16 protein-coding genes and 3 pseudogenes are annotated in these 12,543 nt (G+C 33.8%); 15 read left to right on the top strand and 4 right to left on the bottom strand.

Annotated elements, in window-relative coordinates:
* The first annotated feature begins 30 nt into the window (after positions 1 to 30).
* The 4 genes from ACYVEC_RS18365 (at position 31) to ACYVEC_RS18350 (ending at position 1,958) form a co-directional block, all read left to right on the top strand.
* Complete coding sequence (locus tag ACYVEC_RS18365; protein WP_275718724.1) at positions 31 to 912, top strand: phosphotransferase family protein; 882 nt, start codon at positions 31 to 33, stop codon at positions 910 to 912.
* A 306-nt stretch (positions 913 to 1,218) separates the two neighbouring features.
* Positions 1,219 to 1,410 (top strand): hypothetical protein, encoded by a 192-nt coding sequence (locus ACYVEC_RS18360; RefSeq protein WP_063222733.1) that lies wholly within the window; start codon positions 1,219 to 1,221, stop codon positions 1,408 to 1,410.
* 150 nt (positions 1,411 to 1,560) lie between these two features.
* The gene (locus ACYVEC_RS18355; RefSeq protein ID WP_063222732.1) at positions 1,561 to 1,740 is read left to right on the top strand and encodes a hypothetical protein; all 180 of its coding nucleotides are present in this window, start codon (positions 1,561 to 1,563) and stop codon (positions 1,738 to 1,740) included.
* Positions 1,741 to 1,742: 2 nt separating this feature from the next.
* Positions 1,743 to 1,958, top strand: coding sequence for a DUF4176 domain-containing protein (locus ACYVEC_RS18350; protein WP_275718725.1), 216 nt, complete (start codon positions 1,743 to 1,745; stop codon positions 1,956 to 1,958).
* A gap of 57 nt (positions 1,959 to 2,015) precedes the next feature.
* On the opposite strand, the gene ACYVEC_RS18345 is transcribed toward ACYVEC_RS18350, so the two are convergent.
* A complete protein-coding gene (locus ACYVEC_RS18345) occupies positions 2,016 to 2,357 on the bottom strand; it encodes a hypothetical protein (RefSeq protein WP_063222730.1) in 342 nt (113 codons plus the stop codon).
* Between the two features lie 207 nt (positions 2,358 to 2,564).
* Positions 2,565 to 2,798, bottom strand: a pseudogene (locus tag ACYVEC_RS18340) (GNAT family N-acetyltransferase); the annotation flags it as partial.
* A gap of 494 nt (positions 2,799 to 3,292) precedes the next feature.
* On the opposite strand from ACYVEC_RS18340, the pseudogene ACYVEC_RS18335 reads away from it, so the two are divergent.
* A pseudogene (locus tag ACYVEC_RS18335) lies at positions 3,293 to 3,391 on the top strand (DUF4176 domain-containing protein); the annotation flags it as partial.
* Between the two features lie 21 nt (positions 3,392 to 3,412).
* On the top strand, positions 3,413 to 3,694 hold the full coding sequence (locus ACYVEC_RS18330; RefSeq protein ID WP_000600374.1) for a hypothetical protein: 282 nt from the start codon (positions 3,413 to 3,415) through the stop codon (positions 3,692 to 3,694).
* 337 nt (positions 3,695 to 4,031) lie between these two features.
* Here ACYVEC_RS18330 and ACYVEC_RS18325 read toward each other — a convergent pair.
* A pseudogene (locus ACYVEC_RS18325) lies at positions 4,032 to 4,422 on the bottom strand (GCN5 family acetyltransferase); the annotation flags it as partial.
* Between the two features lie 205 nt (positions 4,423 to 4,627).
* On the opposite strand from ACYVEC_RS18325, the gene ytfJ reads away from it, so the two are divergent.
* The 4 genes from ytfJ (at position 4,628) to ACYVEC_RS18305 (ending at position 6,644) form a co-directional block, all read left to right on the top strand.
* The gene (gene ytfJ, locus ACYVEC_RS18320; RefSeq protein WP_000349987.1) at positions 4,628 to 5,053 is read left to right on the top strand and encodes a GerW family sporulation protein; all 426 of its coding nucleotides are present in this window, start codon (positions 4,628 to 4,630) and stop codon (positions 5,051 to 5,053) included.
* Between the two features lie 160 nt (positions 5,054 to 5,213).
* Positions 5,214 to 5,990 (top strand): hypothetical protein, encoded by a 777-nt coding sequence (locus tag ACYVEC_RS18315; protein WP_060630606.1) that lies wholly within the window; start codon positions 5,214 to 5,216, stop codon positions 5,988 to 5,990.
* Positions 5,991 to 6,041: 51 nt separating this feature from the next.
* Positions 6,042 to 6,362, top strand: a complete 321-nt coding sequence (locus ACYVEC_RS18310; RefSeq protein WP_060630607.1) for a hypothetical protein — start codon at positions 6,042 to 6,044, stop codon at positions 6,360 to 6,362.
* A 69-nt stretch (positions 6,363 to 6,431) separates the two neighbouring features.
* The gene (locus ACYVEC_RS18305) at positions 6,432 to 6,644 is read left to right on the top strand and encodes a hypothetical protein (RefSeq protein WP_000711202.1); all 213 of its coding nucleotides are present in this window, start codon (positions 6,432 to 6,434) and stop codon (positions 6,642 to 6,644) included.
* Positions 6,645 to 6,673: 29 nt separating this feature from the next.
* On the opposite strand, the gene ACYVEC_RS18300 is transcribed toward ACYVEC_RS18305, so the two are convergent.
* Positions 6,674 to 7,012: a hypothetical protein gene (locus ACYVEC_RS18300; RefSeq protein ID WP_063222728.1), complete on the bottom strand. Its 339-nt coding sequence runs from the start codon at positions 7,010 to 7,012 to the stop codon at positions 6,674 to 6,676.
* 187 nt (positions 7,013 to 7,199) lie between these two features.
* On the opposite strand from ACYVEC_RS18300, the gene ACYVEC_RS18295 reads away from it, so the two are divergent.
* The 5 genes from ACYVEC_RS18295 to ACYVEC_RS18275 all read left to right on the top strand — a co-directional run bounded on the left by ACYVEC_RS18295 (position 7,200) and on the right by ACYVEC_RS18275 (position 12,478).
* The gene (locus ACYVEC_RS18295; protein WP_460507642.1) at positions 7,200 to 7,898 is read left to right on the top strand and encodes a class I SAM-dependent methyltransferase; all 699 of its coding nucleotides are present in this window, start codon (positions 7,200 to 7,202) and stop codon (positions 7,896 to 7,898) included.
* A 94-nt stretch (positions 7,899 to 7,992) separates the two neighbouring features.
* Complete coding sequence (locus ACYVEC_RS18290) at positions 7,993 to 9,681, top strand: formate--tetrahydrofolate ligase (protein WP_033667355.1); 1,689 nt, start codon at positions 7,993 to 7,995, stop codon at positions 9,679 to 9,681.
* Positions 9,682 to 9,771: 90 nt separating this feature from the next.
* Positions 9,772 to 10,299, top strand: a complete 528-nt coding sequence (locus ACYVEC_RS18285) for a hypothetical protein (RefSeq protein WP_063222726.1) — start codon at positions 9,772 to 9,774, stop codon at positions 10,297 to 10,299.
* A 19-nt stretch (positions 10,300 to 10,318) separates the two neighbouring features.
* Positions 10,319 to 11,488, top strand: coding sequence for a DEAD/DEAH box helicase (locus ACYVEC_RS18280; protein WP_063222725.1), 1,170 nt, complete (start codon positions 10,319 to 10,321; stop codon positions 11,486 to 11,488).
* A gap of 189 nt (positions 11,489 to 11,677) precedes the next feature.
* Positions 11,678 to 12,478, top strand: coding sequence for a sugar phosphate isomerase/epimerase family protein (locus ACYVEC_RS18275; protein WP_063222724.1), 801 nt, complete (start codon positions 11,678 to 11,680; stop codon positions 12,476 to 12,478).
* The last annotated feature ends 65 nt before the right edge of the window (positions 12,479 to 12,543 follow it).

The raw sequence follows: 12,543 nt of genomic DNA, 5'->3' as shown, positions 1-12,543 counted from the left end.
AATAATAGTTTGAACGGGAGAAGAGAAAGAATGAGAAAAGAAGATGAGTATGTTGCGAATTTACAAAGGTTGTATCCTGAATTACAAATAAATTCCGTTTATATAAATGAAATAGGTCAAAATAATGATGTGTTAATTGTAAATGATAATATAGTATTCCGTTTTCCGAAATATGAAAAGGGTATTCAGAAACTTCGAATAGAAACACAGTTACTAGAGAAAATAAGACCCTTCATTACGCTTCAAATTCCCAATCCAAGTTATCAAGGGTTTCAAGATGAAGTACCAGGGAAAGTATTTGCAGGATATGAGATGATTGAAGGGGACCCGTTTTGGAAAAATATTTTTACGGAAATAAATGATGAAAATCAATTACAGACACTTGCATGCATATTGGCGAGATTTTTAAAAGAGTTGCATGAAATTCCATTATCTACATTTGAAGGTATTTTGCAATATGAAAGTACTGATATGTATTCAGAAATAAATAGTTTGTATAGTCAATTAAAAGAGTATGTTTATCCATTTATGAAAGAAGAAGCAAAAAAAGAAGTTTCAATATCTTTTGAAACGTATTTAAAAGAAGAGAGTCATTTTAATTTTAAATCAAGTCTTGTTCATGGGGATTTTGGCATAACAAACATTTTATATAGTGCAACAAAAAAGAATATTTCAGGGGTCATAGATTTTGGTGGTGCGAGCATTGGAGATCCTGCTTATGATTTTGCTGGGATATTAGCTAGTTATGGAGAGGAGTTTTTACAACTATTTGAAGCCTATTATCCTAATTTAGAAGTAATACAGGAGCGAATGTATTTTTATAAGAGTACATTTGCGCTTCAAGAAGCATTATTTGGTGTACTAAATAATGATAAGAAAGCCTTTGAAGCTGGAATAGCACGGTATGTATAAAAGCCGATTTTAAATCGGCTTTTAATTATCGATACATCGTCTATTCTTATATTTTCTATGTTATTGCCATATAGCCTACCTAAAAAGATTGCTCTTATTACTTTTGTTTTAATTATAGGAGCTATTTCATTGGGGGCGAATAAAGTGGTAGGACGAATACATAACAAATTTAAACAATAATAAAGTTTGAAAAAGGATAGAGATAATCCAATATTAATTAGGGAAAGAAACGGGATTATACGTTAGAGATGGTTATGGGATAGGTGGTACCATTAAAATTGGAGATTAAGAGAGGAGCATATTAATATGCAACCATTTAAGGCTGGAAAATATATTACATATGTTGCAATTGCTATATTTCTTGTAGTCGCTATAATGTCTCCTTATGAATTATCTAAAAAGATTGGCTTTATTATAGGTGTTCTTATTTTAGGAGCATGTGTACTTGGGACTAACAAATTTTATGAACGAATGTATAGTAAATTTAAACATAAATAAGATTAATACAATAGGGGGAAATCATCATGATAATAATATCTATTAAGAGCAATTTCGAGAGGGGTAACCCATAAAGGTTTCGGAGGAGGTTTTTTCTTGAAACCTGAAAAAAAGGAGTAAGCACACATGTTTAAATAAGGACGTATCTTGATGTATATTTTTACCGTGGTGTTATTTTTTTCTTCATTCTTTTTTCCACAGCCAATGGGAAAAAGGTTTTTAACAGCTATTGCAGCATTAATTATTGGTGGAATAGGTATTGGAATTTCCTATCTATTAGAAATTTTGAGTAACAAGTCGAAGAATATATCTAAAAAGAATGGAGAATGACGATGAAGCTTTTCCCGATTGGTTCAGTTGTAAAGCTAAAAGAATTAAACCAACCTGTTATGATTATTGGAAGAATGATCATTTTAGCAGATAAACGTGATTTTGATTATGTAGGGGTTCTTTATCCGGTTGAATATTTAGGTGATGAAAAAGTGTTATGCTTTAATCATGATAAGATTGTAGAGGAAATACATAGAGGGTATGTGAATGTGTGTTAATTTAATGAAAAAAGCCGCCTATTACAGGCGGTCTTTTTATACTATATGTAACATTATTTAATTATTATTTTTTTCGTTTATTAATTTTGTATGCTCATTTAACCAAATATCTATTAGATTTCTTAATGTAATAGTTTCTATTTCAAGAGGGATTTCGATTTCATCTTCATCATACTTATTAAATATAACAGTTTTATCTTTTCGAACATCTGCTCCGAAAATATTCGCACTTATTTTTTCATGATCACTTTTTTCGCTTAAAACTTTATCTACAGTTTCTGCTATCCAATCACCGAATTGGGATACCTCCACATTTAAAAAAGCTTCTAAAATATCGAATTCTTTTTGTAGTCTAATAACTAAGCTACCTGTACTAAGTAATTCGAATTTGTAATCCATATTATTTTCTCCTTCAAAAAACAATTTATCGACCTTGTCTTGGAAATGCAGAAATAATTTTACCATTAATAAGATGTGGGGTGAAATATGGATAACGATAAACATCATTAAAAATGAACGGTATCAACGGACGTATTGAACAAAAACATTTCTCATTATACGTCTCAAACCTCTAAAGTATCGTAATTAAGCGAACAAAGCTTTTTATTATCGATACATCGTCCATATTCTAATATCTTTAAATCCTAATCGTTTATAAATTCGTCCAGCAGCTGGGTTGTTATAAAATAAGTAAAGCGTACGGCTTTCATTCGTAAAGTCTTGAATCATTTTCTATAATATGAGCGAAGCATATCCGCTTCCCCGATAATTTGGGTGTGTACATACGCCAACGACTATGGCGGATAATGAATTTTCAGCAGAAGTGGAGGCGGAGGTTAAGCCTGATGAGGTGTTATCAATGAGTGACCGCTATTTTAGATATTTGTTTAGGGAAATTATAGTGTTTACAAGCTTGTGAGTCAATAACTATCCAGTTAGAACTTGTGAGGTAGAGCTCTTTGGTTTAATGCTATCTAGTGAACTAAGTAGGTTACCTTGGTTAATATTTATACGAGAAGGAGATATCGTTTATTGAGTTATGGCCTGTTATAGTATAATAGTGGGATATTTTGATGAAAGGAGGAATTAAAGATAGATAATAGACTAATAGATGCCGGTTTTAAAGTAGGAGATTTTACGATTCATGAACAAGGACTAAGAGGTGAAGTTAAAGCTTAATTTGATGGAGACATAGATGGAGAGGCTAAATTTCTATTGAAAAATGAATTAAGTGTTGGCCTTGGTATTGGTTTGGGAATAAAGTTTAGTGTAGAGAAAGGTTAAATTGTTGTATACATCAAGGAGGGATAGTTTTTGCTTTCATTACAGGTATAAATGTATTTTTTAATCATAACCAGATTGTTCATTTATTATTTAAAGGTTTTGAGACAGAGGATGAATTAGAATTAAGAAAAAAATTATCTGAACTTTAATGGAAATGGAGAATATATTACATGATTTTAGGGATTTCATATTTTGATATATTTTGTATTGTAGTGATTGTCTCGTTTTTCTTCATTTTTTGGAGATTGAATGTATGGTATAACAAAAAACATAATGTTCCTAAGGTTTTTCAATGGTTTCCTAGAAAATGGGGTAAAAGAAAAGTTTCAGAGCATTTATCACAATTAAATGAAAAGCTAGCGGCTGAAGGTAAAGGTATTTGGGTTACAATCTATGCTATAGATTTATACATTGTAACTATTCCTTGTACAGTTAAAAAATATAAATCTTAATACATATAGTAAAAAAAAAGACCTTAAAAATAATTAAAAAAGTCGATTTTCTGAGATGGAAATTGGCTTTTTTACTAAGTGACATTTCCTTAGTATTGTAAATTTGCATTTTGCTTACGCTTATACATGGCCGGTTAACATAACGTCCTATTATTGATAGCAGGGACAAGGGGAAATCCTACCCTCAAAAGGAATCTGCCTTTTTCTTTTTATATAATTATATGCAACTTTATATGTATTCCTATCCTAGCGTAGGTTTTAGTGTTCTCGTTTGTTACTGAATTAGCCAAAAAACTGACAATCCCCTAATAGTGTGTGCTCCTCATCAGTTTAATCTTGTAGGAAATTTAATGATGTTACTCCGCAATTGCATAATTTGCTCTACATCATCTAGTGAGACAAGTTTAATTGTTTCATGAAATGGTGTGTTAGGTAAGTTGTTGTCATCCAGACATTCACAAAAATACATTTCATTTTTGGCGCCTAGTTGTATACTTGGAGCGGTTTCAAATCTTTCTACAATAGAGTTGAATTGCCAGAGGGTTTAATCGGCTTATATGCGGAAAGAAGTGCCTCATAATCAGAGGTAACAAATTCTTCTTTACTATACGGTATAAATGAATCATGGAAGTGGAGTAAAATTGATTTCAATGTTCCATTCTATTTAAATACGCCCCACAGATCTTGAAGTTTGTTTCATAACCGAAAGATTCTATTTCCCCAATAATAAATCAGTTATGGGCTGCTTCTTCTTTTAGGTAAGTAAATACTTGTTCATGATCTTTCTTAATTTTCGTATCATCATAAATTGGACTCTTTTTTATTTTTCTGAATTTTACAACTTAAGTTTTTTGAAAGCAATATAAAATTTTATGTTTAGTTCACAAACTTTCGGAAAAACTAGGAAAGATATGACAAAGGAGGTTATGAACGGTGGATCATCCAATTCAAGGATTAATGAAAGCGGCAATGGAAAATTTGAAAGAAATGGTCGATGTAAATACGATTGTTGGAGAGCCTGTTCAAACGGCTGACGGTGGTGTAGTGTTAACGGTTTCTAAAGTAGCGTTCGGTTTTGGAGCAGGAGGTTCTGATTTCCAAACGAATGATGGGCAAAGAGCAAACGGTAACCCTGCATTTGGTGGCGGTAGTGCGGGTGGTGTTTCTATTACACCAGTAGCATTTCTTGTGGTGAATAAAGATGGAGTAAATATTCTTCATTTACAAAATGCGACACATTTAGCAGAAAAAATGATTGAATTAGCTCCACAAACAATTGATAAAATTCAATCGATGTTCCAAAAAGATGAAAAGAAAGAGGGAAATCATCATCCTCAAAACCCAGATGAAATCCTTTAAAAACGCCTGCTCACGAGCAGGTGTTTTTTCTTGTAATCACTATGTAATAAAACACATGAAATTGTAAATAGTTTTTGAAGTTTTTTCTATGTTTCTAAAATTTTTCATGTTAAAATATGCTATAGAATTGAAACATATAAAACGAAGGTGGCTAGGTGCTTTGTCTGGAGGATCTGACCAAGTAAAGAATATGATATATATTAATGGTAATCGTCGAGGTCATTGTTTTATTACATCAGGAATTACGTTTAAAGAGTTTGCAAGTAACATCCCTTCACCGCTCCATCAAGTGTTGCTTTTGAAGCATAACTTTGAATGGACAGATTTTCATTATCATACTTTATTTGAATATGTTGAGGAAGAAAATATACATAAGTTAATTCAAGCAGAGATTGATGAATTTGATGAATTTTGTTGGGTAGATTTTGATGATGCAAGCGATTTAGATGAATTAGAGCCAAAAGAAATTGCAGAGCTTTTATATTTGGCTCACAAAAAAGAACCACTTGCAAGAACATTCTTTCCGTTATTGAAAAATAGATTTGTTTATTTTTCACATGATGATGGATGGTACAACAAAGTGTATTATCGTAGAATCGCTGACTTTGTAGGGATGTTAAGTAAAGTCATTCCTTATAAACTCGGTGCTTTCGGGAAGAAACGTTTTACTTTCTTCCAAAAATCGAAAATTTTCCCAGCGATTTCAAAAGAAGTGATTATGGGACTTATTCCACTAATGGAAGATGGTCTTTATATTGATCTAGCAGGGAAAATTGAGTCAAGAAGGGGTCTTGAAATTCCGGTATATGTAGTGGGTTCGTATGAAAGTACGGATGAAGTGCTAGATAATATCGATGAATTAAAAGAAGAAGCAACAGAGACAGGGTGGCTCATTTTTGATAAGAAAGAGCAAGAGTGGCAATGGGTTGTGGACTAAGAAAACTTGGCGCATGTAGTCAAGTTTTCTTGTCTTTTGAAAGGAGTACAAATGAAGAAGTATTATACAATTGTGGGGATTATAAGTATTATTCTTGTGGCGATTTTACTTATAACTTGTCCGAAAGAATCAGATTTTAAATTGTATCTAGAAGATAAGTATGCATTGAAATGTGACGAGAGTAGTTTTGAATGCACACAAAATGTAGATGGTAAAAAAGAAAAACTAAAATTTGAAAGTACAGATGCACGAAATGGTGTATTCTTTATGACTGTAAAGCAAACATTTAAGACAGAAGCTGGTGTTACGAAAGAATATAGTGGAGTAGGAATGTTTGGTACATTTCTTTTTGTTTCAGAGAAGACTTTCTAGTAATAGAAGGTCTTTTTCTTATGCTTATGTTCATATAGATGAAGTAAGACAAGCATAGGAGGGGTAATGATGAAGAAGGAATGTATTGTTTGCGGTGGTGAGGAGTTTTTCTCTTCTACATTATATGCACGTACAAAACAAGATTGGGCGTATGCACCAAATATGTATCGATTTGAAAAGGTGTTTATTGAGCATAGGGATGAAGAAAATTATCCAGTGTTTCAAGAAATTACAGCGAAACATTGTTGTGGATGCGGTCATATTATGTTGTATCACGAATGAACACACCAAGTATAACTTGGTGTGTTTTTTTAAAACGCTGACAAAGCAAGCGGATAAAATAAAGTGAATAAAACAGAAAAACTACCAAAACCAATTGCTGTATATCCAAGTGTTCTTGCTCCGAAATTGACAGCTAATAAGCCGACTAAAATCGCAAGAGAGCCGAGTGTAACCGGATAAAATGCAATTGAGAAAAGCGAAAGAAATAAAGCGACATAGCCTATCATTGCACTGGTATTTGTACCTTCTATTTCATTTGCAATTTCTTTACGCTTATGTCTAATTGGAATGCCAGCTGGTGATATTTCAGCTGCATACTCTTCGTTTTTTTCACCACTTTTAAAATGATGATTTCTCTTTCTTCGCATGTACATCCCTCTCTTTCAATTGGGTGTACCTATAGTATCTTTCATAAAGAGAAGAACATGAGTATGAGTTAAACCCAAGTAAAGCAAAAATTGGAGAATAAAGATTCCATTGTTCGCATGTACATCTCCTAATGAAGATAAACAGGAATTTTGGAAAATGATGTAGAATGATAATGAGTGATAAAACGTGAAGGTAGGGGAATGTATGACGAAATTTAATTGGCATGAATCAGCAGAGAAAAAATGGGATAGTAGTGCAGAATTTTGGAATCAAAATAGTCAGGAGATGTGGGACAGCGGGAGTAGGAGTACAATTATTCCATTTTTTGAACAGTACGTGAAGAAAGAAGCTCAAGTACTCGATGTTGGTTGTGGTGATGGATACGGTACATATAAATTAAGTCGCGCGGACTATAAAGCAGTTGGAGTAGATTTATCAGAAGTGATGATTCAAAAAGGGAAGGAGCGCGGAGAAGGACCGGATTTACCTTTTATAAAAGGAGATCTCTCTTCCTTACCATTTGAAAATGAACAATTCGAAGCAATTATGGCAATTAATTCTTTAGAATGGACAGAGGAGCCATTACGAGCATTAAATGAGATAAAGCGTGTTTTAAAAAGAGATGGATATGCATGTATTGCAATTTTAGGACCGACCGCGAAACCACGAGAGAACAGTTATCCTCGTTTATACGGCAAAGACATTGTTTGTAATACGATGATGCCTTGGGAATTTGAACAGTTAGCGAAAGAACAAGGTTTTGAAGTTGTAGATGGCATCGGTGTATATAAGCGCGGAGTAAATGAGAAGATGTTAGGTCAACTACCTACAGAGTTACAACAATCGTTAACATTCTTATGGGTATTTATGTTAAAAAGCGTATAAAGAAATGAAAGAATTTTTAGGAGGTAAATAAGTGCAGAAAATACAAAAAACTGATACAATATCATCAGAACCAATTAAAGGGGGACTAGGGTATATGACAACTACTACAACAGTTAAATCCGATATTGAAATCGCACAAGAAGCGAGTATGAAGAAGATTCAAGAAATTGCAGCTGATTTAAATATTTTAGAAGATGAATTAGAGCCATACGGGCATTATAAAGGTAAGTTATCTCTTGATATTTTTAAGCGCTTACAAGATGAAAAAGACGGTAAAGTTGTTTTAGTAACAGCGATTAACCCAACTCCAGCTGGAGAAGGTAAATCAACAGTAACAGTTGGTTTAGGTCAAGCTTTTAACAAAATTGGTAAGAAAACAGTAATTGCACTTCGCGAACCATCTCTTGGACCAACGATGGGATTAAAAGGCGGAGCAGCAGGTGGTGGTTTTTCACAGGTTGTACCAATGGAAGACATTAACCTTCACTTTACTGGAGATATCCATGCGATCACAACTGCCAATAACGCGTTAGCGGCGTTTATTGATAATCATATCCAACAAGGAAACACACTGGGGATTGATACACGTAAAATCGTTTGGAAACGCTGTGTTGACTTAAATGATCGTGCCCTTCGTAATGTAGTAATTGGTCTTGGTGGACCGGTTCAAGGTGTACCACGTGAAGATGGTTTTGATATTACAGTAGCATCTGAAATTATGGCCGTATTCTGCCTTGCAACAGATATTCAAGATTTAAAAGCGCGTCTATCTCGCATCGTAGTTGCTTATAACTTTGCAAATCAACCTGTAACGGTAAAAGATTTAGGTGTAGAAGGTGCGTTAACATTATTATTAAAAGATGCATTAAAACCAAACTTAGTACAAACGTTAGAAAATACACCAGCTATTATTCACGGCGGACCATTTGCGAATATCGCTCACGGTTGTAACAGTGTTATCGCTACAACAATGGCAGCAAAATTAGGTGATTATGTTATTACAGAAGCTGGATTCGGTGCTGATTTAGGCGCTGAGAAGTTTTTAGATATTAAAGCTCGTGCAGCTGGTATTAAACCAGAAGCAGTTGTTATTGTTGCTACTATTCGTGCGCTTAAAATGCATGGCGGCGTAGCGAAAGATCAATTAAAAGAAGAAAATGTAGACGCATTAGCAAAAGGTATGGAAAACTTACAGAAGCATGTTGAAACAATTCAAAGCTTCGGTGTGCCTTTCGTAATTGCAATTAATAAATTCATTACAGATACAGATGCAGAAGTTGCATACTTACAAGAGTGGTGTAATGAGCGTGGCTATGCGGTATCCTTAACAGAGGTTTGGGAGAAAGGTGGCCAAGGCGGAGTTGACCTTGCTGAAAAAGTGTTAAAAGAAATCGAAAAAGGTGAGAACAACTACGCACCACTTTATGAATTAGAATTACCATTAGAAGAAAAAATTCGTACGATTGCTCAAAAAGTTTACGGTGCAAAAGATATTGAATTTGCTCCGAAAGCACGTAAGCAATTAGCTCAATATGAAGGAGAAGGCTGGAGTAACCTACCAATTTGTATGGCGAAAACACAATATTCTCTTTCTGATGATGCAACGAAATTAGGACGTCCATCTGACTTTATTGTTACAATTCGTGAGCTGAAACCATCTATTGGTGCAGGATTTATCGTTGCGTTAACAGGAACAATGTTAACAATGCCAGGCCTTCCAAAACAGCCAGCAGCACTACAAATGGATGTAAATGAAGATGGAAAAGCAGTAGGTTTATTCTAAAAGGTTGTAATTCATCTCGTTTATCTGTAAACTATATATACATCAAGTGGCGCCTTTCCATCGAAAGGCGCCTGTTTTTTGGAGGAAATTATGTTTGATCCAACTGCTTTTGATAATTTAAAAGTAATCGTAGAAGGTGCTGTTTATGATTTTGATTTACATGGAGATATTCTTGTAACAAATCGAAAAGATATGATGGATCTTGCTTCATTAAGTCGTATATATCATATTTCATTTCAGTTAACCGAACTATTCGAACCGTTAGTAGAAGCAACATTTTCACTATCTGTAGATGCAAAGAACTTGTCTGGTGAAATATTAGAAGTACCACAATTTACACCAGGATGTGAAATGAAGTTAGCATTTTCATTCCCGATTGAAAAACCAGGAGTAGTGTGTAGTGAAATTGAAACTTTCATGCATTCTATATGGGGAAAAGAAAGAATGATTACGCAAAAACTTTCATACGAATATAATAAGCAAGCGATTTCATATCATAATAAGGTAGAGGTTCTATTTCAAAAAGCGATTACAGAAGACCATGTTGATGATTTAATAGCTGTTATTTCACACATGATAGAAACGGTGCGAACAATACAACATTTTCTTCAAAAATAGAGATAAAGGAGAAAAACAAATGATAAAAGATATGCAACCATTTTTACAACAAGCTTGGGAGAAGGCTGGTTTTAAAGAATTAACTGAAATTCAAAAACAAGCGATTCCAACTATTTTAGAAGGACAAGACGTTATAGCTGAATCTCCAACTGGAACAGGAAAAACATTAGCGTACTTATTACCCCTTTTACATAAAATTAATCCTGAAATAAAACAACCACAAGTTGTTGTTTTAGCGCCAACACGTGAGCTTGTAATGCAAATTCACGAAGAGGTTCAAAAGTTTACAGCAGGAACTGAAATTTCAGGTGCATCTTTAATTGGTGGTGCAGATATTAAGCGCCAAGTTGAAAAATTAAAGAAACACCCGAGAGTAATTGTCGGTTCACCAGGCCGTATTTTAGAATTAATTCGTATGAAAAAGCTAAAAATGCATGAAGTGAAAACAATTGTATTTGATGAGTTTGATCAAATTGTAAAACAAAAAATGATGGGTGCTGTGCAAGATGTAATTAAATCAACGATGCGCGATCGTCAATTAGTATTCTTCTCGGCGACAATGACAAAAGCTGCAGAAGACGCAGCACGTGATTTAGCAGTTGAACCACAATTAACACGTGTAACACGTGCAGAGTCAAAAAGCTTAGTTGAGCACACATATATCATTTGTGAGCGACGCGAAAAGAATGATTATGTAAGAAGAATTATGCATATGGGTGATGTAAAAGCAGTTGCTTTCTTAAACGACCCATTCCGTTTAGATGAAATTACGCAGAAATTGAAATTCCGTAAAATGAAAGCAGCAGCTCTTCATGCAGAGGCAAGTAAGCAAGAACGTGAAGCAACGATGCGTGCATTCCGCGGCGGGAAATTAGAAATTCTACTTGCTACTGATATTGCAGCACGCGGTATCGATATCGATGATTTAACACATGTAATTCATTTAGAGTTACCAGACACTGTAGACCAATATATTCACCGCTCAGGACGTACTGGACGTATGGGGAAAGAAGGAACAGTCGTTTCTCTTGTAACACAACAAGAAGAGCGTAAATTACTTCAATTTGCAAAAAAACTAGGTATCGTGTTTACGAAGCAAGAAATGTTTAACGGATCATTTGTAGAAACGAAACCGAAAGCACCAAAGAAAAAGAAACCAGCATTTACTGGGAAGAAAAAGCCTAGATAAAGAATTGGGGAAGGCGTAACTATTTGTAGTTACGTCTTTTTTATTTGCAATTGAATAATACAAGGAGGTTTATTAATGGTTATTAAAATGTATCTATCATCATTTTTTAAATCAACATATGTACAAGGAAGTAATATAAAAAAAGTCGAATATTAAATTGATGCGAAATAATAAAAAGAAGGTACATATATGGATAGGAAATTAGGAATGTTTTTGAATACGAAATATATTGAAGTAAACGAAGGAATACAAAAAGCAAGGGAATGGGATTTAGAATATATTCAATTATATGCTATGAATAAAAACTTCAACTTAGCTAATATTTCAATGGTAGAATGGACTGCTTTAAAGAAAAGCTTATCTTTTAATGGAATAAAGATTCCATCATTAGCAATTAGTTTTGGAGAAAATGGAATTATAGGAACAGAAGCTGGCAGTGCAATAGATCAGATTAAATATATTACTGACAGAGGCTTGGAGCTGGGAGCAAAGATAATAACAGCTCATATTGGGAAAGTTCCAGATGATGAAAAAAGTGAGTACTATGATAAAATGGTACGGGTTTGTTATGAGATAGGGGAATTAGCATTCAAATTTGGGGGAGTCTTTGCTATTGAGACGGGATCTGAAAAAACAATAGTATTAAAACAATTTTTAGAAACTGCAAACTCGAAAGGACTAGCTGTTAACTTTGACCCAGCAAATTTAATAAGTGATGTAAATGAAAATCCGGAAGAAAGTTTATTACTATTAAAAGATTATATAGTACAAACTCATATTAAAGATTGTAAAGAAGTGAAAAGCGATCGTTCAAGTAAGTATATAGAAGTAGCAGTAGGAAATGGTGAAGTGGATTTCGATATATTCTTCAAAGTATTAGATGAAATTGGATTCGACGGATATAACATGATTGAAAGAAATGATTATTTTGACGAACTGGATGGGATGAGTCAGTCGATAAATTTTGCAAAGAAGTACATACCAACTTAAAAGGAATAACGAAAGCAGCTGTAGAAAGCTACATAGAATGTAAAATAACAATAGGAGGAATACAA

It is taken from the genome of Bacillus sp. MN7755, assembly GCF_054771475.1.
This window is presented reverse-complemented; position numbering and strand designations above follow the sequence as displayed.

Bases quoted from the DNA above. Each gene is read 5' to 3' on its own strand.
- ACYVEC_RS18365 (WP_275718724.1), top strand. From the start codon at position 31: ATGAGAAAAGAAGATGAGTATGTTGCGAATTTACAAAGGTTGTATCCT.
- ACYVEC_RS18360 (WP_063222733.1), top strand. From the start codon at position 1,219: ATGCAACCATTTAAGGCTGGAAAATATATTACATATGTTGCAATTGCT.
- ACYVEC_RS18355 (WP_063222732.1), top strand. From the start codon at position 1,561: ATGTATATTTTTACCGTGGTGTTATTTTTTTCTTCATTCTTTTTTCCA.
- ACYVEC_RS18350 (WP_275718725.1), top strand. From the start codon at position 1,743: ATGAAGCTTTTCCCGATTGGTTCAGTTGTAAAGCTAAAAGAATTAAAC.
- ACYVEC_RS18345 (WP_063222730.1), bottom strand. From the start codon at position 2,357: ATGGATTACAAATTCGAATTACTTAGTACAGGTAGCTTAGTTATTAGA.
- ACYVEC_RS18330 (WP_000600374.1), top strand. From the start codon at position 3,413: ATGATTTTAGGGATTTCATATTTTGATATATTTTGTATTGTAGTGATT.
- ACYVEC_RS18310 (WP_060630607.1), top strand. From the start codon at position 6,042: ATGAAGAAGTATTATACAATTGTGGGGATTATAAGTATTATTCTTGTG.
- ACYVEC_RS18305 (WP_000711202.1), top strand. From the start codon at position 6,432: ATGAAGAAGGAATGTATTGTTTGCGGTGGTGAGGAGTTTTTCTCTTCT.
- ACYVEC_RS18300 (WP_063222728.1), bottom strand. From the start codon at position 7,012: ATGCGAAGAAAGAGAAATCATCATTTTAAAAGTGGTGAAAAAAACGAA.
- ACYVEC_RS18290 (WP_033667355.1), top strand. From the start codon at position 7,993: ATGACAACTACTACAACAGTTAAATCCGATATTGAAATCGCACAAGAA.
- ACYVEC_RS18285 (WP_063222726.1), top strand. From the start codon at position 9,772: ATGTTTGATCCAACTGCTTTTGATAATTTAAAAGTAATCGTAGAAGGT.
- ACYVEC_RS18280 (WP_063222725.1), top strand. From the start codon at position 10,319: ATGATAAAAGATATGCAACCATTTTTACAACAAGCTTGGGAGAAGGCT.
- ACYVEC_RS18275 (WP_063222724.1), top strand. From the start codon at position 11,678: ATGGATAGGAAATTAGGAATGTTTTTGAATACGAAATATATTGAAGTA.